The 25,331-nt window shown below is 46.2% G+C and carries 22 protein-coding genes, 1 pseudogene and 1 other annotated feature; of the genes and pseudogenes, 5 read left to right on the top strand and 18 right to left on the bottom strand.

Annotation, left to right across the window (positions count from 1 at the left end):
* Window positions 1–123: 123 nt before the first annotated feature.
* The 11 genes from ACXAD6_RS02815 to ACXAD6_RS02765 all read right to left on the bottom strand — a co-directional run bounded on the left by ACXAD6_RS02815 (window position 124) and on the right by ACXAD6_RS02765 (window position 12,350).
* Complete coding sequence (locus ACXAD6_RS02815) at window positions 124–453, bottom strand: thioredoxin family protein (protein ID WP_474967552.1); 330 nt, start codon at window positions 451–453, stop codon at window positions 124–126.
* 62 nt (window positions 454–515) lie between these two features.
* Window positions 516–1,130, bottom strand: coding sequence for a DUF421 domain-containing protein (locus ACXAD6_RS02810; protein ID WP_474967551.1), 615 nt, complete (start codon window positions 1,128–1,130; stop codon window positions 516–518).
* Between the two features lie 212 nt (window positions 1,131–1,342).
* Window positions 1,343–2,164, bottom strand: a complete 822-nt coding sequence (locus tag ACXAD6_RS02805) for a hypothetical protein (protein ID WP_474967550.1) — start codon at window positions 2,162–2,164, stop codon at window positions 1,343–1,345.
* A gap of 121 nt (window positions 2,165–2,285) precedes the next feature.
* Window positions 2,286–3,266, bottom strand: coding sequence for a bifunctional UDP-N-acetylglucosamine diphosphorylase/glucosamine-1-phosphate N-acetyltransferase GlmU (gene glmU / locus ACXAD6_RS02800; RefSeq protein WP_474967549.1), 981 nt, complete (start codon window positions 3,264–3,266; stop codon window positions 2,286–2,288).
* Between the two features lie 20 nt (window positions 3,267–3,286).
* Window positions 3,287–3,457, bottom strand: a complete 171-nt coding sequence (locus ACXAD6_RS02795; protein WP_474967548.1) for a hypothetical protein — start codon at window positions 3,455–3,457, stop codon at window positions 3,287–3,289.
* 8 nt (window positions 3,458–3,465) lie between these two features.
* Window positions 3,466–5,298 (bottom strand): glutamine--fructose-6-phosphate transaminase (isomerizing), encoded by a 1,833-nt coding sequence (glmS, locus tag ACXAD6_RS02790; RefSeq protein ID WP_474967547.1) that lies wholly within the window; start codon window positions 5,296–5,298, stop codon window positions 3,466–3,468.
* Window positions 5,299–5,348: 50 nt separating this feature from the next.
* On the bottom strand, window positions 5,349–6,707 hold the full coding sequence (locus ACXAD6_RS02785; RefSeq protein WP_474967546.1) for a nucleotide sugar dehydrogenase: 1,359 nt from the start codon (window positions 6,705–6,707) through the stop codon (window positions 5,349–5,351).
* A 25-nt stretch (window positions 6,708–6,732) separates the two neighbouring features.
* Window positions 6,733–7,551 (bottom strand): response regulator transcription factor, encoded by an 819-nt coding sequence (locus ACXAD6_RS02780; RefSeq protein ID WP_474967545.1) that lies wholly within the window; start codon window positions 7,549–7,551, stop codon window positions 6,733–6,735.
* A gap of 25 nt (window positions 7,552–7,576) precedes the next feature.
* Window positions 7,577–9,010 (bottom strand): glycosyltransferase family 2 protein, encoded by a 1,434-nt coding sequence (locus tag ACXAD6_RS02775; protein ID WP_474967544.1) that lies wholly within the window; start codon window positions 9,008–9,010, stop codon window positions 7,577–7,579.
* 16 nt (window positions 9,011–9,026) lie between these two features.
* Window positions 9,027–10,193 (bottom strand): HEAT repeat domain-containing protein, encoded by a 1,167-nt coding sequence (locus ACXAD6_RS02770; protein WP_474967543.1) that lies wholly within the window; start codon window positions 10,191–10,193, stop codon window positions 9,027–9,029.
* Between the two features lie 15 nt (window positions 10,194–10,208).
* Complete coding sequence (locus tag ACXAD6_RS02765; protein ID WP_474967542.1) at window positions 10,209–12,350, bottom strand: hypothetical protein; 2,142 nt, start codon at window positions 12,348–12,350, stop codon at window positions 10,209–10,211.
* A gap of 374 nt (window positions 12,351–12,724) precedes the next feature.
* On the opposite strand from ACXAD6_RS02765, the gene ACXAD6_RS02760 reads away from it, so the two are divergent.
* On the top strand, window positions 12,725–14,407 hold the full coding sequence (locus ACXAD6_RS02760; protein WP_474967541.1) for a hypothetical protein: 1,683 nt from the start codon (window positions 12,725–12,727) through the stop codon (window positions 14,405–14,407).
* Window positions 14,408–14,708: 301 nt separating this feature from the next.
* On the opposite strand, the pseudogene ACXAD6_RS02755 reads toward ACXAD6_RS02760, so the two are convergent.
* From ACXAD6_RS02755 to ACXAD6_RS02735, 5 genes and pseudogenes are all read right to left on the bottom strand, one after another.
* A pseudogene (locus tag ACXAD6_RS02755) lies at window positions 14,709–14,845 on the bottom strand (transposase); the annotation flags it as partial.
* Between the two features lie 307 nt (window positions 14,846–15,152).
* A complete protein-coding gene (locus ACXAD6_RS02750; RefSeq protein ID WP_474967540.1) occupies window positions 15,153–15,812 on the bottom strand; it encodes a response regulator transcription factor in 660 nt (219 codons plus the stop codon).
* Between the two features lie 41 nt (window positions 15,813–15,853).
* Window positions 15,854–18,079, bottom strand: a complete 2,226-nt coding sequence (locus tag ACXAD6_RS02745) for a sensor histidine kinase (protein ID WP_474967539.1) — start codon at window positions 18,077–18,079, stop codon at window positions 15,854–15,856.
* A gap of 151 nt (window positions 18,080–18,230) precedes the next feature.
* Complete coding sequence (gene comX / locus ACXAD6_RS02740) at window positions 18,231–18,404, bottom strand: competence pheromone ComX (RefSeq protein ID WP_474967538.1); 174 nt, start codon at window positions 18,402–18,404, stop codon at window positions 18,231–18,233.
* A 31-nt stretch (window positions 18,405–18,435) separates the two neighbouring features.
* The gene (locus ACXAD6_RS02735) at window positions 18,436–19,374 is read right to left on the bottom strand and encodes a polyprenyl synthetase family protein (protein ID WP_474967537.1); all 939 of its coding nucleotides are present in this window, start codon (window positions 19,372–19,374) and stop codon (window positions 18,436–18,438) included.
* Window positions 19,375–20,073: 699 nt separating this feature from the next.
* Window positions 20,074–20,288 (top strand) — a binding site (T-box leader).
* A gap of 41 nt (window positions 20,289–20,329) precedes the next feature.
* Here ACXAD6_RS02735 and argS point away from each other — a divergent pair.
* The 4 genes from argS to ACXAD6_RS02715 all read left to right on the top strand — a co-directional run bounded on the left by argS (window position 20,330) and on the right by ACXAD6_RS02715 (window position 23,464).
* Entirely contained in the window at window positions 20,330–22,009 is a 1,680-nt protein-coding gene (argS, locus tag ACXAD6_RS02730) for an arginine--tRNA ligase (RefSeq protein ID WP_474967536.1), read from the top strand.
* Window positions 22,010–22,085: 76 nt separating this feature from the next.
* Complete coding sequence (locus ACXAD6_RS02725) at window positions 22,086–22,316, top strand: hypothetical protein (RefSeq protein WP_474967535.1); 231 nt, start codon at window positions 22,086–22,088, stop codon at window positions 22,314–22,316.
* Window positions 22,317–22,691: 375 nt separating this feature from the next.
* The gene (locus ACXAD6_RS02720; RefSeq protein WP_474970351.1) at window positions 22,692–23,174 is read left to right on the top strand and encodes a ribonuclease H-like YkuK family protein; all 483 of its coding nucleotides are present in this window, start codon (window positions 22,692–22,694) and stop codon (window positions 23,172–23,174) included.
* Between the two features lie 35 nt (window positions 23,175–23,209).
* Window positions 23,210–23,464, top strand: a complete 255-nt coding sequence (locus ACXAD6_RS02715) for a DUF4190 domain-containing protein (RefSeq protein ID WP_474967534.1) — start codon at window positions 23,210–23,212, stop codon at window positions 23,462–23,464.
* 40 nt (window positions 23,465–23,504) lie between these two features.
* On the opposite strand, the gene ACXAD6_RS02710 is transcribed toward ACXAD6_RS02715, so the two are convergent.
* Window positions 23,505–24,158, bottom strand: coding sequence for a peroxiredoxin-like family protein (locus ACXAD6_RS02710; RefSeq protein WP_474967533.1), 654 nt, complete (start codon window positions 24,156–24,158; stop codon window positions 23,505–23,507).
* A 25-nt stretch (window positions 24,159–24,183) separates the two neighbouring features.
* Window positions 24,184–25,299 carry an ethanolamine utilization protein EutH gene (gene eutH, locus ACXAD6_RS02705; RefSeq protein ID WP_474967532.1) on the bottom strand — a complete coding sequence of 372 codons (1,116 nt, stop codon included), beginning with the start codon at window positions 25,297–25,299 and terminating at the stop codon, window positions 24,184–24,186.
* Window positions 25,300–25,331 lie beyond the last annotated feature (32 nt).

Raw genomic sequence — 25,331 nt, 5'->3', positions numbered from 1 at the left:
TCGACAAAACCGAATTGTTGGAATAATCATTCATTTTTTCATTCCCCACTCATCTGAAAAACCGCCCTCCCTTTTTCATGCATAAAAAAAGCTGCTTCTGGTCAAAGGACCAGAAGCAGGCATTCAGCTTTCGTTTATAAAATGATTTAATTTAGCGAGCTGCTGATTGAGTTCACCGATCGGCACGAAGCGGGCTTTCCGGAAGAGCTCTTTTCCTTCCGAATAGACAAGAACGGCCGGTACAGTCATCACAGAGTAATGACCGGCAACCTGGGGTACTTCATCTGCATTCACATGGCGGGCTTGTATGCTTGGATAATCAGCCAGCAGATCCTCCACTTGAGGTAGAAGACCATGACAAACGGAGCAGCCCGGTCTGGATACATAAACAATCGAGAGCATTTCCTCATTTACAAAAGCATCTAAATCTTCAATGGAGTGTATAGAATCCATTTGTCTCACCTCGAGTTCATTATATCAGCTTCTAAACCAAAATTCCTTCCACGCGCCTCTTCCTACTGAAGACGGCGAGGGAAAGGCTGCTCATGATGTTTGTTTTCGACTTCCTTAAACAAATCCTCACCGGACGGGCTTTCTGAGGAAGGCTGGACCGCTTGATCCGGATGCAGCTTGGAAGCCAGCAGATGCAGCTGCTGCTTTAAGTCTTCCACGTCCTGCTTGGTCGCAGGCTGCTTCCTTTCTTTCAGCTCAAAGCCGAGCTGGCCGTTGGGTTCAAGAGTGGCCGATTTCAAATCCTGAATACAGGACACATTCGACTGCCGGAGCTTCATTTCCAATTGGTCCACAGTGAAACGCAGCTTCTTTAAGTTTTTTTCATTCAGCTGGCCATTTTCAATAATCGAGACAGACCTCCCCGTTAAAAACTTCTCCATAAAATCAAGTTTCACCTGGGAATATTCCATCGCCATCAAAGTTAAGACAAGCACACCGCCAACACCAAATGTAACCCAGATGTTCTCTCCTGCGACAGGCTGGATCAGCAGCGACCCAATGGCAATCATGATGACGGTCTGGGACAAGGTCATCTGCGAGATTGACTTCCGACCGGCGATACGAAGAATAATCGTACCTGCGAGGATGATTAAAACAGCTTTCCATATCCAATCCATAAAAGACACCTCGTTTCCATACGAAGGCAGAAGAACCGATGTATAACCCGAACCAGCTCCTCAAAACCGTCCGTTTATGTACCTCATCGTTTCCTATATCCTTCATACGTTGTCCTGAACGGATGAAAATATCCCCCCTCCACGGCAGGATTGCGGAGATAAAAAAAGCTTGTAGAAAAACAAGGTTTCTCTACAAGCAGAACATCGTTCCCCTATTCTTTGTTCCGATAAAGCTTCCAATAGCTGTAGTCGTGGACAGCGGTCCCTGCATAGCCGGGATGGCCGGAAAAGCTTTGGTTCAACCCGTTCAACTCCTGTTCCATCTGACCGGGTGAGCTGTCGTAGAAAGTCGTATAACTGCCTTCATCCGTCTTGATGACATTCACAGCAATAACCACCGATTTATCTTGATTCGCTGCCTGTTCGATGAGGGGGGAAGCAATATGTTTAATCCCGTTACGTCCTTCCGTATAATCCCTGTAAGCCATAATCGTCATAGAATCCAGTTGAGACAGCATCCACGAGCTGAGCGATCCACTTTCCTCCGGCACTTGTAAATCATTCACCCAAAACGGAAAATCTCCACTCAATTGAAGATCCTGGCCTGTTTTTTCCACTTCTTGTCTTAAGAATGTGACATTATCCATCCATTGAGTTATGACTACATCCCTGTCCGCATCCCACTCGGGCAGAAGGTAAGGCTCAATATCCATATGGATTCCTTTGAATCCTGCTTCACTTGGAACGTCTTGATTATAATCCTTGACCGAGGATATAAAGGCAGCAAGACTATCCTGATGTTTGTCCAGCGCCCAGTTGGGATCACCACCAAGGGCATACACTTGGATATTATGAGCGGAAGCTTCTTCTATAAACGCCTCTACACGCTCCCTGTCGAATCCTTTAATACTGATGTGCAGATAGATTAAATTCACTTCCTGCTCTTCAGCGAAAGCGATATTTTCCTCTATGCTTCCTTCCATCTCGTCCAAATCCCAGATCCAGGTAGCCTTCACTTTTGATGGTTGACTCATGTATATGCCCACCCCAATGATGAGAAGAAACAGCATCACTGATCCGATGATGCTGTTTCTTCGGGAGAATTTTCGTTTAAAGAAAGACCTTTCACCATTGAAAGGTCTTTCCTTCTGTAATTTAGTTAACATAGGGCAGAGAACTGATATCATTTGTTCTTGAGAAATTTTTCACTTTTGTACGATCCGCTGCTTGATAATTCTCCAGATCCACATCCGGACCAATGATGCAGTTCGTTCCTATTTTCGTTTTCCCTCTTAAATGCGTCCTCGGTTCAATCACCGTATCGATGCCGATGGTCACGTCAGCACCTATGTAAGTAGAGAAGGGATCAATAATCGTTACCCCATTTTCCATATGAAATTCAATGATGCGTTTCTGTAAAATTTTCTCCGCCTTCGCAAGCTGGGTTCGATCATTAATGCCGAGTCCTTCGTCAACGTCCGGCATACGGGCTGCTGAGATTCGCTCCCCTTTTTGCTGCAGGACCTCAATGACATCCGGCAGATAATATTCCCCCTGCTCATTGTCCGTTGACACAAGATCCAAAGCTTCAAATAACAGCCCGTTATCGAAACAGAAAATACCCGAATTCACCTCGTTGACGGAACGCTCCTGCTCGGAAGCATCCTTTTCTTCAACAATCCGTTCCACCTGTCCCTGCTCATTACGAATAATCCTTCCATAGCCCGCGGGGTCATCCGGCTGCATCGTCAGAATCGTAGCAGCTGCGTTTGTCTCCTGATGGAGTTCCAGACAATCGGCTAACGTTCCGCTGGATATGAGCGGCGTATCTCCTGTAATGATCAGCGTGCTGCCTTCACGATGACCCAGCTGTTCATGAGACATTTTCACGGCATGAGCTGTGCCGAGCTGTTCCGCTTGATAAGCATACTCTACGGTCGAACCCAGCTGTTCCTGTATTCGTTCACTCTGATGACCCACAACGGTAACGATCTCATCGATGGAAAGCTGCTTCAGCTGATCAATGACATGTTCCACCATAGGTTTTCCACAAACCTTATGAAGAACTTTCGGAAGATCGGATTTCATCCTTGTTCCTTTGCCAGCAGCTAATACTACAGCAAACGTTTCACTCATTTTTCTTCCCCCATTCGTAGTTATTCCTCGATCGGCTGGATGATTGGTCTTAACTGCTCCATCACCTCATCAATAATCTGACGGTCCGTTTGGATGCTTTCGTTCTCCACCTTTTCATAAACCCCAAGCATCAGCCCTTTTAAATTACTTTTATTCAGTTTTGTCTGCTGCCGTTCCATGACCTCCATCATTTGGATACCTACTCGACCGTAACGCTCTTCGCAAGGTTTCTTGGTTTGTCGACGTCGTTACCAAGAGCGAGCGATGTATAATAAGCGATCAATTGTAAAGGAACGACTGTCAGCAGCGGTGTCAGAATGGATGGAGTGTTCGGAATATAGCACGTTTCATCTACATACTCCCATATATCCAGATTCCCTTCTTCTGCGACCCCCAGCACCTGCGCTCCACGGGCTTTTACTTCCTTGACATTCCCGAGCATTTTCTCACTCACTTCATCTTGTGTAATGAGAGCAACGACTGGTGTCCCTTCTTCGATCAAGGCCAGCGTTCCGTGCTTCAATTCCCCTGCTGCATAAGCTTCCGAATGAATATAGGAGATTTCCTTCAGTTTCAACGATCCTTCCAACGCAACCGCATGATCCAGTCCCCGGCCGAGGAAAAAGACACTTTTGGCATCTTTGATGGAATCACTGTACCAGCGGATTCCCTGAGAGTGCTCCAGCATGCCCTCGATTTTCTCCGGCAGTTCGATGATGGACTCAATCAGCTGCTTGTAGTTTTGTTCGGTGATGGTTTGTTTGCTTTCAGCAAGATACAGACCTAATAGGTAGAATGACAGCACTTGTGTGGTGTACGCTTTTGTAGAAGCTACAGCAATCTCCGGACCGGCCATTGTCAAAATCACTTCATCTGCTTCACGGGCGATGGAGCTTCCGACAACGTTCGTTATGGCCAGAACATTCGCTCCAAGGTGTTGACTTTGACGCAGCGCGGCCAGAGTATCTGCTGTTTCTCCAGATTGACTGACAACAATGACCAATGTCTTCTCGTCTACGATCGGGCGTCGATAGCGGAATTCCGAAGCCACTTCAACATCGACTGGAATACGTGTCAGTTCCTCGATTACATGCTTACCGATCAACCCTGCATGATAAGCTGTCCCACAGGCTACAATCGTAATTTTGTTCCATTGCTGAATGGTTTCAGGTGACCACTGCAGTTCCTCGAAGTCCACACGTTTCGCTTCCTGATCAAGACGACCGGTCATCGTTTTCCGAAGTGCCGTCGGCTGTTCGAAGATCTCTTTCAGCATAAAGTGATCATACCCATTTTTCTCAGCCTGTTCCATATCCCAGTCCACACGGAAAATATCGCGTGTCAACTCCTTTCCTCTCTCCGTTTCCATCAACGTGACACCTTCTTTTGAAAGGATTGCCATCTTGCCGTCTTCCAAAATATAAACATCACGTGTATGTTCCAGCAGAGCGGGGATGTCGGAGCTGATCAGGGATTCTCCATCGCCGGATCCGATGATGAGGGGACTGGCTTCACGCACAGCATACAACCGCTCTGGATCATGCTCAGAAACTATTCCAAGCGCATAGGCTCCTTCAAGTCTATCCACCACTTTCTGGATGGTCGATACTATTTCTCCATCATATAAATGAGAGAATAAGTGGGAAATCACTTCGGAATCCGTTTCAGAAGTAAAGGAATAGCCTTCCTCCTTCATTTCCCGCTTAATTTCCATATAGTTCTCAATAATGCCGTTATGGACGACAGCAAATTTGGATTGCTCATCCAGATGCGGGTGGGAATTCTCATCGGAAGGGCGTCCGTGTGTAGCCCATCGGGTATGACCGATTCCGATCGACCCAGAAAGCGGAGCCCCCTCCAATTTTTCTTCCAACACTTCGAGTCTTCCTTTAGACTTCTCATGCTGAAGGGTTTCCCCGTTGTTCAATGCGATACCAACAGAGTCATAGCCGCGATATTCCAGCTTACGCAGTCCTTCTGTTAATACACGCTGTGTTTCTTTATCTCCAACATATCCCATGATTCCGCACATTGTCGTTCATCCCCTTTATAATAAGTAGTTTTTAAGCTTTCTTTGATTGATTACAGAGCAATGGATTCGTGCTGTTTCTTGTTCACTTTCGAAGCCGTCCCAAGTTTATGAATGTGTGGTTGATCGAAGGCTTGGAAAGCGTTCCTTGTATCTACAATCGGAACTCCTAATTCCGCCAGTTCATGATAATCAAAGTCACTGTGATTCGTGACCATGACAAGGCAGTCGTACTCTTTCAGCTGTTCTTTATCATAAGGAACCGAGTGGACGACGTCACCATCATCATCCAGGAAGCTGTGGGCATGGGGGTCGTGATACTCCACCTTTGCTCCGTTTTCTTTATATAGTTCATAGAGATACAGCCCCGGCGATTCACGAAGATCACTGATATTCGGTTTATAGGCCATACCGAGAATAAGGATTTTAGAATCATTGATGGACTTCCCATGAATGTTCAATACCTGTGACGTCTTTCCAACGACAACGTCCGGCATGTTGCTGTTGATCGACTGGGCCAGATCGATGAACTTACTATAGAAGCGGAATCCTTTGGCTTTCCAGGACAAGTACATCGGATCCAGAGGGATACAGTGACCGCCGATTCCAGGTCCCGGTTGGAACTTCATAAAGCCGAATGGTTTCGTTGCCGCTGCATCAATCACTTCCCACACATCGATATCCATACGTTCACACATCATTGCAATCTCATTGACAAAAGCAATATTGACGCTTCGGAACGTATTTTCTAGAAGCTTGGACATCTCTGCAACTTTTGGTGACGTAACAGGAACAACGTTTGGAATGTAATTTCTGTAGAGAAGCCCTCCGACTGTATTACATTTTTCTGTCATGCCGCCCATAACTTTCGGCATGTTATGCGTGTTGAAGGACTGATTCCCTGGATCCACGCGCTCAGGTGAATAACAAAGGAAGATATCTTCGCCTTCGACGTATCCCATACGATTGAATTCTTTCAAAATCAGTTCTTCGGTCGTCCCCGGATATGTGGTGCTTTCCAGCGTCACGAGCATTCCTTTTTTCATAAAGGGCTTCATGCTGTTGATCACGCCTGTAATATAGGAAGTATCCGGATCCTGGTTCTCACTTAATGGGGTAGGGACACAAATGCTGACCGCATCAAGGTCTTTGACAACTTCATAGTCACTTGTTGGAAAGAACCGATCTGTGGCAAGCGCCTGCTGCAAATCCTCATCCGCAATATCGTTGATGTAGGAATGCCCTTCACGCAGCGACTGAATCTTCTTCTGATCCAAATCGATGCCACATACGTTGAATCCTGACTTCACCATTTCGACAGCCAGTGGCAGCCCGACATACCCCATACCGACAACTCCGATATTTGCTTTCTTCATTTCAATCTTCTGAGACAGCTGTTCAAAATATCCCATTCCTGATCCCTCTCTTTTATAAGATTTATTTAGAAACGCTCACGAGTCTTTTCATCCGTGCTTCAAGCTCTACAAGTGAAAAGGGCTTGGTCATATAATCGGAGACACCATAATCAAACGTGCGCCTCACATCTTCTTCCAATTGTTTATTTGTAAGAACTATGATCGCTGTCGACTTTTTGGAGGCTTCGTCGATGTTCTTGATTTGATTGATGAACTGATAGCCTCCCAGAGCGGACAGATTGATTTCCGTAATGACGAGATCCGGCAGGACATTTTGATAGACATCCACGCCCGTTTTCCCGTCTTCTGCTGTATGGACGACATAACCTTTTCCCTGCAGGTAGTTTGTCAATAACTGAACTAAGCTTTGATCACTATCAACAAGCAGCACGGATTTCGTTGATGGACCCTTTTCCTTCTGTCCTTGATAAACATGGATATCGTTCGTTTCGTGGTTTCCATCAATGATTCTCCAAAGCATGTCAAACATCATTTGTTCTGCGTGGTCGCTGTTTTCAGGAAAGCTCCCCACCCATAAATCTCCGGTGAGCTGGCGGTTCCGGCTTAACACATCTTTCACGTGCAGCGATAGAAAATGGGTATACGCCAAGGCACAGCCATCAAGCAGGATGCCAAGAATCTTCTCCTGTGGATCGTAACTGACTTGAAAGGCGGTACCCGGCTCTTCCTTTTCCAAATACGCTTCCATTTCCCCGACCTCTGCTTCATTCATATCTGCACGGGCCAGAATGATCCCGCACTTTAATTGGCTGCTCTGATAATAGTGAAGAAAATGATTGAACGATTGAATGATCCGGGAACCAATATGAGTCGCTGCCATTTTCCACCCTCCTTTTTTCGTTCGGTTATGCGGCCTTTTCCTTGTCTTCGTCTTCGTCTTCATTCCAACTGGTTCGTACCATCGTTCCCCAGGAGTTGTTTTTCCGCATAAAGTCGATGTGACCGAGGAACCTCCATAAAATCCCCAGCTGACGGTATCCGAAGAACATCAAAACCGTGTACAAAATCATCTTGAAATAATCGCGGACTCTCGGGTAGCGCTGAAAGGCCATTTCCTCCAAAAGCAGCGAACCTAAGCCAAGCAGTGTTCCGTACAGAACATTAATCAGCATGAAGATTCCCATGAGCTTCCATCCGGTCATGTCCATGAAGCTGTAACCGAGAATGGCGAGAAAACCAGTAATTCGGAAATAAGGGCTCAAAGTTTCAAAAATAATGTTATATGGGATCGTTAACATACCCATGATCTTGTATTTCGGACGCAGGAACATGAAGCGCCCTTCTTCAATCATATTTTTCAAATTTCCACGGCCCCAGCGTTTACGCTGACTGCCGAGAATCTTGAACGTGTCGGGAGCCTGCGTCCAACAGACTGCATCCGGACAAAAATCGATTTTGTAGGGAAGCTTGTGATCCAGCATGTAGCGGTGAAGCTTAATGATAATGTTCATATCCTCCCCAGGGTAACCCCCGCGGTAGCCTCCGACTTTTACAACGTATTCTTTCTTAAAGACACCGAAAGCACCGGAAACGATAATCAGTCCATTGACGTCACTCCAGCCGATCCGTCCGCCTAGAAACGCTTTTAAGTACTCTACGGTCTGGAACATCGGCAGTAATTTTTTCGGAAGATTGACCTGCTTCACCATCCCGTTTTGGATACGGCAGCCGTTGGCAATCCGCACGTTCCCACCAATCGCCACATTCTCCTCAGGATTTTCCATATACTTTCTGGCAATCCGGATCAGCGCATCTTCTTCGAGTAAAGAATCCGCATCGATCGATGAGATCAGTGAGTAATTCGATAAGTTAATGCCGGCATTCAGGGAATCTGCTTTTCCACCATTCTCTTTATCTACAAGATAGAGAGTTGGATAATCCGGATTGTAGTAAACCCCTTTGACCTCAGCTGTAGCAATCGTATCTTTGATCATATTCGGGGGATGATATTTTAATTGGAACTCCTCGATTAAGGTATCGAGGGTTTTGTCTCCCGATCCGTCATTCACCACAATCACTTCAAACTCCGGGTAATGGAGGGCCAGCAGGGATCTGACATTTTCCTTGATAGTCAGCTCTTCATTGAAAGCTGGAACAAGGATGGATATGGGCGGGACATGTTTGGATCCGGACAGGGCCTCATACTTTGAGTAGAAGGTTTCCTTCATAATTCCTAGTATTCTCCGGAAGGAAAATAAGATAATTCCGAAGTAAATGGTGTTGATCGTAACTACGTAATACATGGCAAAAATTCCATAGAACAGCAGGATCTCTCTCATTCTTCATCCTCCTTCCTTACATGACGTTTGTTAATGTCTGGTGATTTTCAAAATACTTCTTGTACAGAAACTCTTTATGGTTGTGACTCATGATGTCCTCGACATGGGAAGATGGGGAGGTTGACTGCTTCAAATTTTCTTCGATGAATTCCATGGCCACGGCCCTTCCATGCTCACTTCCATCTCCAACAGCCAATTGGCACAGGGCTTCAAACCCTTCGTCTCCCATACGGACTAGACTCGCTGCACTCGCACGAGCGACCATCCAGTTTACATCTTCCAGCCGGGTGGATAACAAGGGAATGTATTGAATGAGACCAGATCTCCCAATCCATTCAGCAAAAAGTCTGCGGACCTCCCAGTCCGGGAAAGCAAGATAAAATTGAACATCCTCTTCAGATAAGTCAACCGAGGAAATCAGCAGTTTAGCTGCGTTCATACGAATGTCACGATCATCCGATTTCGTCAGTTCCTGAATACGGTCAGGCAGATCAGCCTTCACGCTGTTCTGAAGACCAATAAGCCCGAGCTTCACATATTTGGGATTCTTTTCATGCAGGAATGTGATAAATAACTGTGTTAAATCAAGTTCAGATTCCTTTGTGATGTCTGCTGTCAAATGAACATCCTGCTTCCCATTCTCAATAAGGAAACGGAGCAGATCGCCCATCTCACTTAACTGTGTGGCCGTTTGAGCAGCCGCCCGTGCATAGATGAAGGAGGAAGAATCCACACGCTTCTTATACAGCAGGGAAAGCAGAGAGGATGTGGCTTCAGGTGCCCTCAATGCTCCAAGGTGATACGCGGCATCCAACCGGACAAGCGGCCGATGACTGCCCAACCGCTTTAAATTGTGTTCGACCAGCCCGAGATCCCCGCACAGCCTTAACAGCCGCTGCCGGTAAATCCCATCCAGCTGATTGATCCATTGGACAAGCTCGCTCTGCAGCACTCGTCGTTCAAAGGTTGTCAGAGAGCCGCCGGGGGGTCTTAACCGGTCTTCTTCTCCTAAGTGCATTTGTACATATTCCAGATAATCTTTATGTTGAACCAGACATTGCGCTCTCCGCTTTTCTACACGTTTTTTATTCCATTTCAAACTTAACGTCGCCATAATGAATGCGGTCATGAGAATGAGTAAAACCCCAATCATGTAGTAAGCGATTTGAACGTTGATATACATGGAGAACCTCCTTCCTTATTGTTCCAATCCCTGTAAGGCTTCTTTCATCATGTAATAGCTTGCCTTTCTTTTTTCTTCATACGCTGTTTCCTGCCATTCCTTCCATTCGTAGATCGGGTACGGCTCTGTAGAAACTGAGCTGCTTAACCCACGGATTTCCTCTGATTCTTTATCATAGATCCAGGGGAGGAGGCGGATGCCATCCACCGTCTCTTTAGGAAGATCCCCTTCCATCTGCTCAGAAGAAGGATAACCGACCGCCTGTTTTGTACTCGGATCTGAGAACCCTAACAGTCCCCAGGGGATTTTCATCTCCAGCACACGGCCTTTGATTTCCCAGTCGGCCTCTGCCTGATTCACAAGGGAAGCGCGGTCCATCTGTCCCACCTCTACGGCTTCAAATGGAATTTCCTCTTTTGTCAAAGGATGCCTCAATGGTAGACTGACAGCCATTTTCCAAGGTTGGAAGGTTCCCTCCTGACCGCTGCCGGAAGCTTCTTCATAGAGACGCGTATGGAAATCATAGGTGGATTCGATCAACACTTCACTTTTTTCCCATGCACTGAGACGTATCATTGTCTCCAGTCCTTCTTCCAGTTGGATGCCGTGGAGGTGTTGAGGAGGATCTGTTCCTCCATCCACACTATCGACACCGACATAAACAGACTGCTTCTCCAAATCGATGTCCTCTGGTAATCGCGCGGAAATGTACACATACCCTTCGTCATGGGTCACATTCAAATCAGTGAGCGGTGCAGGGATTTTCTCCACGTCTTCCTTCTCCAGTTCCTGCCAATCCTTGAGATCACCATCAATCTCCACATCATCAGCTTTTTCCGGGTACATGCCTAAAACACCGTAGGATTGTTCAGCAGATAACGTGTTATACCAGAACGCCTCCCTGTGATCTGTACTCAAAGGCATGGCATTCCACGTTTTCTTAAACCACTCATCCTGCCAGGTGAAAAGCAGAGCCCCCGAGAATTCTTCGTTGTATATATGGTGAAGCTGATCGACAGCATGTTTTCCCTGCTCTTGTTCACTATGTCCGCCCTGATCCCGGCCTAAAGGACCATTGTGAGCACTTCCTCTGGATGAAGGAACTCCGAATTCACTGATCATGACAGGCAGTCCTTCATGATAATCTTTCAAATCTTTCAAGTATCCGAGGTATGTATCTACCTTTCCATCTTCATTTTTTACGTCATCGTACTCATCGGTGAACCTTAAAAAGTCCGGATAGTACGGGTAAGCGTGATACGAAGCAAAATAGCCGGCAGCCCAGTTCGTTTCCTCAATATGTGTGGGATCGACACTCACCATATCCTCTCTTTTCTGGGGTTCCTGCGGATGCTCCAGAGGATCGGTTGTCATCCAATTGGTAAAGGTCATCGGATGCTGCCACCCTCTTTCACTTTCCTGCTCTGCTGTGTAATCCAAAAGTTCAGCTAACCAGCTTTCAAAGGGGGAGGCATCTTCGGTGGTTCCAAAATATGTGCCACTGAAAGCTGGATCATCGCTGTGTTTATCATTAGTCTGTTGAACAAGATCAGGATTCCATTCCGTTCCAATATGCCAGGCAGCCAAATAAGGGCCGGCATCCGCCGTATAGTTCCCGCTTGCTTTCCCATCCTGCTCAGGTATCCGGATGTCTCCATAAACCGCTCCTGCAGCATGATCAATCTCTTGCTTAAAAGCCTGCAGCACACGGTTGGATAAAGCATCTCCCGTGTCATCCATGATATTCACCGGAGACCAGACCCCCTGCATGAAATAAAGAGGATCCCCTTGGGTATCTTCGTTGTATTCCACCAGCGCTTCGTAGAAAACAGGAGGATGGATCGTATAAATCCGAATCGTGTTCACTCCCATTTCATCAATCATTTCAAACCAGCGGAGGTAGTCGTCTTTAGAAATGGGAAGTTCTCCCGGGAAATGGCCGGGCAAAGTGGCTCCCATATTTATCCCTTTAATAAAAAGCGGTGACCAGCTTTCATCCTGATAGACTTCGAATTGCTCGCCCTGCGTACGAAATGTCAGCTGGCTCCCATTTTGGAGCTGTTCGCTTTCCGTCATCTTTGTTGATCCCACTAAAAACCAACTGCCAGCTACTGTTATAAAAAAGAGAACAGCGAGCCCCTTCCCCTTCCATCTCATTTATCCCCCTCCTTCAAATTTTGCTTTAGGGAAAATTTTTTTAGTGTTGCAAACTTAATGTAGAGCGTTTAGATTGTTAGTGTATTGCCTCGCTACGTTTATAACGCTAACACGGGGGTCCGGACACTTCATCGAAAACCCAGTTTCGGAACAGCGAATTTCTATTTCGGAACCCTCCGCAAAAATCCGACAAAATCCGCGCCCTTTTTATCAGGGGGTCGGGCTTCGGATTCAGAAGCGGGGATAGATGAACCGCTTTCAAAAATACCTGGTTCATCAGTTGCGGGCCCCCCGGATAAAGAGAAAGAAACAGAAGGGTACGTTTGGCAGAAATCCGGTTAAAAACTCATCACTTACACACTTGGAGGTAAACAATGAATCGAATCCTATGTCTATCTTTAATGCTCACCGCTCTCTCGCTCCCTCTCTTTGGCTTTTCAGAGTCAGAAGAATACAAAAGGGCCATGTGGGTGGAAAAAACGGAACTCGGCGAAGAACAAGAATCCATTCTGGAGACCGCCGGGCAGAACAGCATCAATGTTTTATATCTGAAAGGAATAGAAGAGGATCCACAGGTAACGGCAGACTTCATTCAGGAAGCAGACAGCAAAGGGATCGAGGTCCATGCCCTTGGCGGAGAACCTTCATGGGCCCTTGGGGAAAATCAGGGGAGATATGATGCTTTTGTGGATGAGGTAATGGAATACAACCAATCCGTCTCACCGGACCAGCAGTTTGCTGGTATTCATTTCAAAGTCCAGCCCCAATACTTGGAGGAATGGTATGACGACCAGCCCCGGGTCCTTCGTGAATGGAAAGCGAATATCACAGCAGGGATTCAATCGGTCCCGGAAGACAGGGCACTTGAAATCAGTCATTCCATCCCTTTTTGGTTGGATGAAATGGAAACACCCGGACAGTCTGACGTTCCTTTTCATGAATGGGTGATTCAACAATTTGACCATACGACCATTCTTGCCTTCCGGGATACGCTGGAAACGACCAATGGAATCGCAGCCTTGACCGAGAATGAATTAGAGGCCGCAGACCAGGCAGGAAGACAGATCCTCATCGGCATAACGACAGCAGAAACAGGGAGGAATTGGACGACCTTTTATGAAGAGGGACCGGAGAGTATGCATATGCACCTCGATCTGATAGATAAACACCTTGGGGAGCACAGTTCCTATGCGGGTTATGCCATCGATGATTATGCGAATCTAAAACAGCAGGAGGAAACACCTTCCGAAGAGGACATGGAAAAAGAACAGAAGCGAGGAACATACGTATGGGAAGCGGAAACCCTTATCAATGAAAAAGATAAAATCCTGGATTTCGCAAAAGAAAACAATATTAATCTGCTCTATACACGTCTGGATCTATCCCAGCCCTACAGCGCCTATTCCCACTTCGTGGAAGCCGCAGATGCAGCCGGAATCGAAGTACATGCCATGGGTGGACACCCTTCCTGGGCCTTGAAGGAAGAAGAACACCGGATTTTAAAACTTGTGGATTATGTGAAATCCTACAATCAGGAGGTAAACGAAAACCAGTCCTTTGATGGCATCCACCTGGATATCGAGCCTTATGTAGAACCATCATGGTCCACCGATCAGGCATCTGTATTGAAACAATGGATGGGCAACTTGGAACGCTTTGTACAAGAAACAAAAGAAGACTCGGACTTGGAGGCCAGTATGGACATGGCCATGTGGTTTGATGATATAGAAACCCCGGGATCCCCGGAAACGCCTTTTAATGAATGGGTAATCGGATTGATGGATCACACCTCAGTTATGGCCTTCCGTGATCAAGCAGAGGGCATCATTCAAGCTGCTGAGAATGAAGTCAATTTTTCTGAAGAGCTTGGAAAAGATCTTCTTATTTCCGTAGAAATCAAAGAAAATCCTTCCCACCCACATATTTCGTTCTATGAGGAAGGAAAAGAGGTCATGGAGAATCAGCTTTCCCTCGTTGATGAGGCATTCCGTTCCTATTCCTCCTACCAGGGCTATACTGTCCATGCCTATCGATATTGGGACGATGCCAAAGAATAAGTGAAGGATGCAGTTGAAGATTCGTCCGAGCATCTAAGCGACCTCGGGAAAAAAGACAGGCTGTGAAAAATAAAAGGGGGATCTTCTATGTAATAGAAGATCCCCCAGCTTGTAGAGAACCCCCGTGTTCTTCTGCAAGCTTTTTTTGTGCAGTTCGTGCGGGCGAATACCACTCGCTTTCCGCGGACGAACGCCCGAGCCTCCTCGTGAAAACCCACACTGCGGGGTCTCGGGTCGCCCGTTTTTCCGCAGGAGTCTCCTGGTATTCGCCCGCCCTTCACCGAAAAAGACTCTCCTTCACCTATCTCACCCTGGATAGGTGAAGGGCAGTCTTTTTCATGTTTTGGCAGGCCGCCGTCAGTAACGCTTGTTCGCGTACATTCTTTTTCCGCGCAAGCGACAATAACGCAGCCCGTGCCGTTCTTTTGAATCTGCAAACCTGCTTAGGGCACACCCTCTCTCCAATCTATTCTAACCCGGCACGAGGAGCTTTCATTGGTGAAGGATGCGGGAACAGCAGGGGCTGAAGAACCACTTGGGCAGGCGGCCTTCCTGACCAAGTCAGCGGAGGGCGTACCCGCGGCATTCATTTACCGATAAGCGGAAAGTGACCCTTCATACAACAAATGGACAACTCTAACTGGTAAACACAGGCTTTTTCTACAGCCAAAGGGGGATCTTCTATATATAGAAGATCCCCCTAAACTACGCCCATAGGTTTATAGATGACGCTTCTTGAGCTGGTTCAATCCATATCATCCGTGATAATCCCCCACTGCTTGGATTTCAACACAGCTTCCGCTCTTGTCTTTACCTGCAGTTTTTTGAAGATTTCCGTTAAGTTGTATTCAATCGTTCGTGGACTCTTAAAATAAATCTGAGCGATTTCCCTGTTGCTTTTCCCCTTGGCAACCTCTTTGAGGATTTCCTGTTCTTTGGACGTAACGGAAACGTCACGATCCGGCAGCTCATGTTCAGGCATTTCTTCAACACGGACCTCATTTTTTCTTAGTTGTTCGAGAAGGGAGACGGGAACGATTGCTTTCCCCTTCACCCCGTAACGGATCGCTTCAATCAATTCTTCCCGCGGAGCCGTCTTGCTGATGAACCCCGAAGCTCCAGACTCCACTAATGTATTGAAATAAGGACCTACATCGTGACCTGTATAGATGAGTACCGGCGAAGTATGTCCTTCAGCCCGTACATGTTTGGTCAGCTCAATGCCATTCATCCCTTTCATACGCAGATCGAACAGCAGAATTGAAAAGCTCTGCTCCCTTAAGATTTCCAAAGCTTTCCCAGGACTGTCTGCAATGGTTACAACCATATCACTCTCTCTTTCAATGATTAATTTGGACCCTTCACCAATAGCCGGATGATCATCCACCAATAATATCGAAACCATCAAACCTCTCCTCTTCTCCAACCTTTTTCCAATCGTTTCCTTCATCCCTCCGCCTGAATTAAGATGGCGGCTTCAACGCCTGATCCTTCCTGTGAAAAGAATTCCATACTCCCTCCGAGGCTGTTGACTCTCTGTCTGATTCCCGTTAAGCCCATGCTTTTTGTTGACGGCTTCTGTTGATTATTCTGAACGCCCACTCCATCATCCTTATAGGATAGCATTACCATATCTCCATCATTCTTCAGTTCAAATTCAATTAATTCCGCCTTCGAATGCTTGGACGCATTATTCAACAGTTCCTGCGCAATGCGATAAAGCGTGAGAGCTTGTTCATCCCCAAGATCAGCTGTGAAATGATTATATCGATAGTCAATATGAAAGTCCTCCCGCTGACGATAATGGTCAATCAAGTAGGATAATGCTTCCACAAAACCCGTTTCCTTAAGAAAAGGAGGACGGAGAAAGGTGCACGTTTCCCTAATCTGACTGACAACCCCCAGCAAACCTTCCTGTACGTCAGAGAGTTCATCTTTTACATGACGATCCAAATGATCCAAGGCGGCTATTTCTTCTACTTTCCGATACCACACCAGCTGTTCCTGAAGAGCAGAATCATGCAGGTCGGCGGAAAGTCTTGCTCTTTCCTCTTCTGAAAGCTTAAACATGAACCGAAGCATCCACGAAGGTACACGTCGTTCATCCTGGATCGAACTTTTTAAATCTTCGGTCACTCCTTCAATCAATTGAAAATTTTCATATACGATGCTTGTATATTGGACGATGGTTTTCAGCCAACGCTGCTCATCCTGGTTGAACGGTGTCCGGTTGACTTTTTGTTCAATCCATAATATATCGACCGTATCATGCTTTTCACTAAGCACATACCCTAATCCATCTTCTAATAGAAACGGCATTCCTATGGACAACGACGTTCCTTTATAGGAGATATACGTCTGAATCAATGGGTAGGGGATGGATTCATCTCCCGCAATGAGGTTCATCTCATTTTCTATTTTGTCATAGGAGAACAGGCAGGCATGCTCTACTGGAAGCACCTCTTTGATTTCACGGAGCAGCCGGTCATCCAGCTCTTCTTTTTTTAATATTTTTGCTACATCATAGGAAAACCGATCAAGACTCAGCTGATAGTTAAACTTATCTCCAAACCATTTGGAACGAAGAGAAAACTTTTCTTCAAAATAGAAAAACAAAATCAAGAGTCCGTAGGTTAGAATCCCCAGTCTGATCCACTGCAGGTCATCCAGATTCGTAAAGAAAACGAGCAGAATCATAACCACAGCCGTCAACAGGAAAGAAATGACCGCATAGTACCGCAAACGGCTGTTAATAAAGTCAATATCAAATATCCGATCCGTCAGCACGAGATAAAGAAAAAAGATCGGCAGAAAGATGAGGAATACCGCGGTTACAGGCGCAGGAATCAGTTCAACGCCGACAACTGCATTAGGCAGCGCCGTCAAGAAGATAAAAGGAAAAAACGAGACGATGATTCCGAAAATCGCATTTTGAAAAATCGACTTATGTATGGTTTTCCGAAAGGTCAGATAAGAATACAGGAGAACACTCAAACCGATAAGAATCTCCATGGAAAAAAGAATCAGCTGCGTATTGCGGATCACTTCATAATGCCCCAGAGACATCCAGAAAATAGATATGATATCCATAAGAACGACAACCAGATTAATGGAATAGACCGCAGCCAATAGGCGCTTTTTAATCAGATGAATCTCGTATTTCAAGAAATATTGATAATGAAAATGCAGAAACAGCACAGGAACCATCATCAAGCTGAAACTGTTGATGATCCTCGCAAGAGTATCCGTTCTCGCAGAAGCGCCTGCACTTAAATACCCAATACCAACAGCCAGAAGAAAGGCGATCAGATAAAACGCAACCGGGTCCCCCCGTTTTTTTACATAGACTTGTAATGAAAACGAAAATAAAACGAAAAATACAACCGTCGGCAGTATGGTATGATAAAGCAGCGTATTATAGTTCATCGGGTTTTGGACCTTATATTCCAACTCGGTTCCTGCTCTCATGACCTTCATCTGGTTAAGGTTACCGATCACCCCGTAATTTTGAATGGAGTGATACCTGGCTGCCTCCTGGTGATTGACTTCAATAACACGATCTCCCTCTTTTATTTTCCGGTGAGCAGCCCAGCCAATCGAATCCACTTTCGTCACGATCAAGGATCTTTCTTTATTCTCACTGACATCGATACCTACATATGTTTTTGTCATCGTTACGAAAATTAAATAAAGAGCAACAACAAAGATAAAACTAAAATAAAAGATAAATCTCTTACTTTTTATTCGAGCCATTTCCATTCCCTTTCTTTTATAACGTCAAAAAAGCCAGAGTATCTCTGGCTTTCAGGATCTCTATCATGGATTACTTCCAGTAACACATTCTCCACTCTATGCCCTGGAGGTCTTCGGATGCGAACACATCAATAAGGGCTTCCTTTTCCACTTCAGAAACACCCGGAAGGTCGGCTTTTCCCTCTTTCACAGCATTCATAAGCGCTGGATTTTGTACAATCTTCTGAACCAATTCAAATAGCATGATTGTTTCCTCCTTATGCAAGATCCATCTTTTATAAATCTTCAATCCTCTTCCTCATTTGTTCCTTCCAAGCCTGTCCTGCCTGAAACACGTCCAGCTCCCGTAGCGCCTGCCGTTGATATTTCCTGATCAGCACCTGGATATATGGTTTGACAGGGGACCGGGATACCCACTCAAATAACGGCTGCTTTCTATCTGTGATAAACGATTGATCGACACGGCCTGCATAGTAATCACGTATCCAGCCGGCTTCCTCACTGCTTTCCCGCAGGAGCAGAAATACAGGGAGGGTCCACTTCTTGTTAATGAGATCATTTTTAGCATCGAAACGCACAATGTCCTGCAGGTCATTCACTAACTGAGCCGCAATTCCAAAACTCTCCGCATACAAACGAACGCCTGAAAGGTCTTCATTCTGTTGAAAAGCTGCTCCGGCCATACAGGCACATGCCATCAGCGAACCGGATTTCCGCCTGATCATCCTTAGAAACTCTTCTTCCGTAGAAGCGGATTCATTCAGGTCGGCGTGCTGACCATTCACCGCCTGCAGGACCTGCTGGTGCATGGCCTGAAGAGCATCCGAAGATGTTTCTTTTTGAAAAGGGGATTCATGCATCAGCTGCATGCTCAGCATCAAAAACCCCGTCGAAATATTCATGGACGAGGCAGAAGACACCTGACTCCAAGGTTTATCGCCAGCATCTTCATCCTGAAGATCATCCAGGATATCGAGAGCCAGTATTAAAAACTCGATAGCTGCCGATAGAACATACACCCCTTCATGCTTTTTCCTGCTATGGATGTGAAAGTGCAGCTGCGTCAACGGCGAAAAGGAAAACCCTTCTGCTTTCTTATAGGAGATAAACCGCTCAGCCATCCGGGCAAGGACGGCTTCGTTCAAATGAGTCTTCACCGCTTGAACCATCATGCTGTATAAACGGTCGGGTGAATAACTCGGAATCATTCCCATACGTCACCTCCCTTTCCAAAAAATGTGTCGAAATCTGATTGCAAAACAACACTATCACATCAAGAATAAACGTCAAAAGGTAGTAAAGTATTATGTAATTAGATAGAAAATTCCTCCCCCATCTTCCTATGCGTACATCCTCCGCTCGTTGGTGATGGATTTACTTTCTCACAGGCTTATATGGAAGTGTTATCTATTTGTCATACAAATGTTATCTATTTGTCATAATCAAAGTTTCCTATTCCTGCTTGAAAGATGTTTTTCAAATACTCCTTAAACAGCACAACAGACGTACATCGCTGTCCCATACGTTCGAGCATTCATGAATGTTTTGTATAAACAAATGATAAGCCGGCTTTACTTATCAGGCAGTCTTGCCTGAACACCATCGAATGGTTCATTTTCTGACAGGATAAAAGAAACCGCTCTCATTCATATGCGCCTTTTTACACACGTTATTTTCCATGAACGGGATCATTATAAATTTATGGGAATTAAAAGGGTTTATATACCCAGTTTAAAATGTGAAAATTTATGAAATTTATTCCAGAACCGATCGTTATGGAGGCCTATTTACTGTATTTTTACAAAACGCGGCTTCTTACGTTGGCGCGTATCACGCCCCGCATTACCACATGGACCCTTTTTACATGAAACATTGCATCGTCGCTGGAAATCCGATATAATCTTTTCAACTATTCAAAATCAATGACAAAGAGAGTAGCCGGCGGGAAGGTCACAGCGAACCGGGGGTGGTGGAAGCCCGGATGTCCTTCTGTCGGTGAACCGGACTTTGGAGATGGTCTTCTGAAACACACGTAGGAAGATCCGGGGACACCCCGTTATCAAATTCAAGCGGCTGATTTACATTCAGCTATAAGAGTGGCACCGCGAGTCCAGGCCTCGTCTCTTTTTTAGAGACGGGGCCTTTTTATATGGAAAAGGAGGAGCATAGATGGAAAAGCAAATGACAGCACTTCAAATATCTCACATACTCGGAGAGGATTATCCACGCGAATGGGTGGAGTCCATGTTGGAGGTACCGAAAAAGGCATCCTTTGGGGATGTCTCCTTCCCCTGCTTCGCTCTAGCCAAGTCGATGCGTAAAAAACCAGTCATCATTGCAGGAGAAATCGCCTCCAGACTGAACCACCCTGTTTTTGATCAGGTAGAGGTCCAGGGTGGTTATATCAACATCTTCTTTGACCGCTCGTTCATTACCGAACATACGTTGAATCAAGTTCTTGAGGACCCTGAAGCTTATGGCAGCCATACCTTTGGGGAGGGGAAAAACGTAGTCTTAGATATGTCCTCTCCGAACATCGCCAAACCCTTCTCCATGGGTCACCTCCGCTCTACCGTCATTGGAAACGCCCTGGCCAATCTCATGGACAAGTGCGGCTATACTCCCGTAAAGGTCAACTACATCGGAGATTACGGGACACAGTTCGGGAAACTTCTGGCCGCCTACACCCGCTGGGGTGATCCAGATGTCGTCGAAGCTGATCCAATCAAGGAACTGACTAAGCTATATGTGACATTCCACGAAGCTGCCGAGGAAGAACCTTCCCTCATTGAAGAAGGCAGAGAATGGTTCAAGAAGCTGGAATCCCAGGACCCGGAGGCGCTCACCCTTTGGAACTGGTTCCGCGAAGCCTCCCTGAACGAATTCAACACGTTATATGAAATGCTTGGAGTGGATTTTGATTGGACTCGTGGTGAGGCTTATTATACGGACAAAATGGAGCCTGTCATCAAACTTTTGGATGAAAAGGGTCTGTTGGAAACATCAGAAGGAGCGGATGTGGTTCAACTGGGCGATACAATGCCCCCTTGTCTGATCCGTAAAAGCAACGGCACCACTACGTATGCCACCCGTGATCTCGCTGCAGCCATTGACCGCTATCAGTCTTATCCTTTCGAAAAAAGTTTGTATGTTGTTGGCAGTGAACAGTCCCTTCATTTTCAGCAGATGAAGCTTGTATTGAAAAAGGCCGGGTTTGAGTGGGCAGACCGATTGGAGCATGTCTCGTTCGGGATGATTCTGCAGCATGGAAAAAAGATGTCTACGAGAAAAGGGAAGACGGTTTTGTTGGAAGAAGCTCTGAAGGAAGCCGTAGCGCAGGCACTCTTGAATATGAAAGAGAAAAATCCCAACCTCACGAATCCTGAAGAAACAGCGCGCCAAGTCGGAGTTGGAGCCGTGATTTTTCACGATTTAAAGCAGGATCGACGTCATGATATTGAATTTTCTCTCGAGGATATGCTTACTTTTGAAGGAAATACCGGTCCATATCTGCAGTACACTCATGCCCGCGCATGCTCGCTTTTACGTAAAGGCGGATTTTCGGCAGACACTCCGCAGCCGGCGGTTGACGACCCTGAAGCCTGGCCATTAGTAAAGGCGGTCCGTGCATTTCCAGAAATGACTCAAATGGCATGTACGACCAATGATCCCTCTAAAATCGCCCGTTACCTGCTGGACCTTGCCCGAACATTCAATCACTTTTATGCCAAATCAAAAATTATCGGCTCCCCTTCCCAACAGGAACGCCTGACGCTCGTTTACGCATTTGCCGTCGTGCTGAAGGAAGGGCTGCGTCTGCTTGGAATGGCTGCGCCGGAACATATGTAAATCAGGAACATTTCCAACATCCGCCCGCTTTCTATTATAATGAAGGTAAGACTTTAATCAGGGGGGCGGATGTTCAATGTATCCTTTGTACTATGCCATCATCATTGTTTTGTCGATTACCGCTTTGGTCAGTACGGTTGTCATTGCCAAAAACATGGACAAGTCGGAAAACCAGCTGACCCCGGAAGAGGATCTGCAGCACTTGAAATCCGATAAAAAAGATCAAGGAAGCATTCCTTTACTCTCCACGATCTACGCGATCACTTTTGTGATCACTATTATTCTTTGCTGGATTTTTATTTTCTAGGGCCTGTTTCACTCACCACCAGGTCCCTTTTTCCAGTGCCATGCATTTTCTCCAACGGGCAGGATATGGATCCAGGTTTTCCAGTCCTTTCACTCCTCTTCCTCTGCACATTGACTATTTTTTACATAAATTGCGCAGAATGCACACATACTCTATTTAAAAACATGTTATCTTTCAAGCAGGTCTATGAATATCCTAATAACAGAATGGTCACAGCTGCTTGGATGGAGACAGTTTCACGGCAGGACAATCAAGGATTGCCCAAGGAGAAAAAAGGGAATACACTTATCCCCCACACTCCACTGCCTAGAAATAAAAAAGGAGATGGCACATGTGCACCAGCTCGATTTGTTTCAAAACCTCACGCATAAAAAAATGGGATTTGCAGAAGTATTCTCACATATTTTAACATTTATGAAACGGGAGCCTGTCGGGAATTACCGTTTAATGGTAGGAACAGATTCACAAGTCCACCCTTCCCGCACGCTGTTTATTACCGGAGTCGTCATTCAGCGGGTAGGAAAAGGGGCCTGGGCCTGTTACCGCAAAGAAGTCATCCCCAGGGAAATGACTACCCTGCATGAGCGGATTTCCTATGAAACATCTTTAACAGAGCGGGTTGCCTCCCTTTTTACAGAAGAACGGAAAAATGAGTTAATTGATATTGTCCTCCCTCACATCTACAAAGGTGCGACATTTACAATGGAAGGACACATTGATATAGGTTCCGGTGACCGGAACCGGACAAGAGTGTATGTAAATGAAATGGTGGCCAGGATTGAATCCCTTGGGATGGAACCAAAAATCAAGCCCGACTCAATCGCCGCCAGCAGCTATGCGAACCGATATACCAAATAACCTCCCTAAGGTTGTTTGGAGGAGAGGAGCATTCTATGTATCAAAAGGCTGTGACATCCCTCGTACTGGGCATCATGTCCATCTTCCTCCCTCTCGCCGGATTAATAACAGGCATCATCGGCATCGTGATGGCCAATGCCTTCTTACGCAGCGAAGAGGAGGAAAAAGAAAACGGCCGGCACTTTGCGACGGCAGGAAAAATCTGTTCCATCATTGGCATCTGCATCCAGGTCAGTGTCCTGCTGATGCTGGCAGCCGGCTTCTACCTTTTCGGATTTTTCCACTCATAAAAAAACGCCCTCCACATCCATGGAGGGCATCTTTTTGGACTTATGCGTTTACTTTTTTCAGCTCTTGGAGAACTTCAGAAGGTTCTGCACGGTCTTTATAGTCAGATTTTGTATATTCGTATACAACCGTACCATCTGTATCAATGATGTAGGTAGCGGATACTGGAAGCGTCCAGGAATCGTCTCCATTATGCTTGTCTACATTCAATCCTTTATCCTTATACACATCTACAAGATAATCCGGGAGCTCATAAACAAGGTTGAACTGCTGAGCAACTTTGTTTCCAACATCACTCAAAACGTGATACTCCAGGTCGTTTTTCTCCTGAGTAGTCATGGATTGATCCGGCGTCTGCGGGCTGATAGCAATCAGCTGAGCTCCTTCATTATGAATATCATCCATGATTTCCTGATAGGCACGCAGCTCCATGTTGCAGTAAGGGCACCAGCCGCCGCGGTAGAAAGTTACGATAGCAGGACCCTGCTTCAGCTGTTCGGAAAGCTGAACCTGACCACCTTTGGCATCTGGAAGGATGAAGTCCGGGGCTTTTTCTCCTTTGGAAAGACCGTTCCCCTCTTCAGAGGCTTCCAATTCATTAATGGCGTCGCTCATTTTGTCCTGAACTTCCTGGGAGGCATTCTGTTTGAATTTCTCGATGTATTGGTCAAATTGTCTGCGCATATCTGTCGTCATTTGAAAAACTCCTTTATGATCAATTTCAATCTTCATTATACGAAGAATCTTCTTCTTCATAAAATGAAACGTCTTGTCTCGTTAGAATCAGGGCTAAACTCACAGCAAGAATACCTGCACTTAATTTGCCCACGATCACCGGAAGTATCATGTCCGGCTGGACGCCGGCCACAAATGCGAAGTGGCTTCCGAATACGAATGCTCCGCTGACTGCAAAGGCCGCATTGATGGTCTTCCCTCTATCGTCCATGTCCTTCATGACGGCAAGCATCGGCAAATGATGAGCAAGCGATGCGATGAATCCTGTCATCGATACCGCGTTCATCCCGAGACGTCTTCCCGCACGGGTGAGCACTTTTTCGCCGTGCCTGCTGATAAACGCCACCAGCGGATAAGCCCCTGCAAGTGTGACAGTGATTTTACCCACGATGAGCATCCCTTCTGATAACGGAGCCATACCGGGGAGAACCGTTATACCTGTTAACGTTTCAATAATGATGAGAGCAAGCCCTGAAATAATAATGATTTCGACCGCTTTGCCGAAATAGGAAAACAGACGAATGGTCAAGGCTGTGAAGAGCCAGAGACCGGCGGCGATGAAAAGGGATAGAATCATGGCCGGAAGCAGATTTCTAAGCATCCACCCCGGTTCATAGCCGGCTGTCCACCCGCCGATGAAACAACCGATTGGAATCGTCACCATTCCTGCAAGAATTCCCTTTGCGAAAAAAGGATGATCTTTTTTTGCTACAACGGTCAAGGCAACTGGAATGGTAAACACAAGCGTAGGGCCCATCATCGTCCCAAGCAGAGCCCACGAAAAAACAGCCGCTCCTTTGTCTGCCGCGAGCGATTCCGCCAGAGGATAAGCCCCCATATCAATGGCAAGCAGCATAGAAGCAAACATCGAAGGATCAGCTCCTGCAGCCTGGAACAATGGAGTGACGACCGGCGCGAGCCATCTGGACAGCACCGGGGCCAGAGAGATGATCCCCACCATGGACAAGGCCAGAGGACCCATCATCATAAAGGCTTCATAAAAACGCCATCCTAAGGCAAGGCGGTGATTCAATATGTAGTAATCAAGAGCTCCAAGAACCATAAAGGCGCACATGACCATAAGGATGATATCATTCAACACAGCCTCTCCCTCCTCTCTTCATCTCCTCCATT

The sequence above is a fragment of the Halobacillus sp. ABH2_015 genome, assembly GCF_056158945.1.
Note: the sequence above shows the minus strand (reverse complement) of the source record. Positions and strands in the feature narration are given on the sequence as shown.

Bases quoted from the DNA above. Each gene is read 5' to 3' on its own strand.
- ACXAD6_RS02815 (WP_474967552.1), bottom strand. From the start codon at position 453: ATGGATTCTATACACTCCATTGAAGATTTAGATGCTTTTGTAAATGAG.
- ACXAD6_RS02810 (WP_474967551.1), bottom strand. From the start codon at position 1,130: ATGGATTGGATATGGAAAGCTGTTTTAATCATCCTCGCAGGTACGATT.
- ACXAD6_RS02805 (WP_474967550.1), bottom strand. From the start codon at position 2,164: ATGAGTCAACCATCAAAAGTGAAGGCTACCTGGATCTGGGATTTGGAC.
- glmU (WP_474967549.1), bottom strand. From the start codon at position 3,266: ATGAGTGAAACGTTTGCTGTAGTATTAGCTGCTGGCAAAGGAACAAGG.
- ACXAD6_RS02795 (WP_474967548.1), bottom strand. From the start codon at position 3,457: ATGATGGAGGTCATGGAACGGCAGCAGACAAAACTGAATAAAAGTAAT.
- glmS (WP_474967547.1), bottom strand. From the start codon at position 5,298: ATGTGCGGAATCATGGGATATGTTGGAGATAAAGAAACACAGCGTGTA.
- ACXAD6_RS02785 (WP_474967546.1), bottom strand. From the start codon at position 6,707: ATGGGATATTTTGAACAGCTGTCTCAGAAGATTGAAATGAAGAAAGCA.
- ACXAD6_RS02780 (WP_474967545.1), bottom strand. From the start codon at position 7,551: ATGGCAGCGACTCATATTGGTTCCCGGATCATTCAATCGTTCAATCAT.
- ACXAD6_RS02775 (WP_474967544.1), bottom strand. From the start codon at position 9,010: ATGAGAGAGATCCTGCTGTTCTATGGAATTTTTGCCATGTATTACGTA.
- ACXAD6_RS02770 (WP_474967543.1), bottom strand. From the start codon at position 10,193: ATGTATATCAACGTTCAAATCGCTTACTACATGATTGGGGTTTTACTC.
- ACXAD6_RS02765 (WP_474967542.1), bottom strand. From the start codon at position 12,350: ATGAGATGGAAGGGGAAGGGGCTCGCTGTTCTCTTTTTTATAACAGTA.
- ACXAD6_RS02760 (WP_474967541.1), top strand. From the start codon at position 12,725: ATGAATCGAATCCTATGTCTATCTTTAATGCTCACCGCTCTCTCGCTC.
- ACXAD6_RS02750 (WP_474967540.1), bottom strand. From the start codon at position 15,812: ATGGTTTCGATATTATTGGTGGATGATCATCCGGCTATTGGTGAAGGG.
- ACXAD6_RS02745 (WP_474967539.1), bottom strand. From the start codon at position 18,079: ATGACAAAAACATATGTAGGTATCGATGTCAGTGAGAATAAAGAAAGA.
- comX (WP_474967538.1), bottom strand. From the start codon at position 18,404: ATGCTATTTGAATTGGTTCAGAAGATTGTACAAAATCCAGCGCTTATG.
- ACXAD6_RS02735 (WP_474967537.1), bottom strand. From the start codon at position 19,374: ATGGGAATGATTCCGAGTTATTCACCCGACCGTTTATACAGCATGATG.
- argS (WP_474967536.1), top strand. From the start codon at position 20,330: ATGGAAAAGCAAATGACAGCACTTCAAATATCTCACATACTCGGAGAG.
- ACXAD6_RS02725 (WP_474967535.1), top strand. From the start codon at position 22,086: ATGTATCCTTTGTACTATGCCATCATCATTGTTTTGTCGATTACCGCT.
- ACXAD6_RS02720 (WP_474970351.1), top strand. From the start codon at position 22,692: ATGGGATTTGCAGAAGTATTCTCACATATTTTAACATTTATGAAACGG.
- ACXAD6_RS02715 (WP_474967534.1), top strand. From the start codon at position 23,210: ATGTATCAAAAGGCTGTGACATCCCTCGTACTGGGCATCATGTCCATC.
- ACXAD6_RS02710 (WP_474967533.1), bottom strand. From the start codon at position 24,158: ATGACGACAGATATGCGCAGACAATTTGACCAATACATCGAGAAATTC.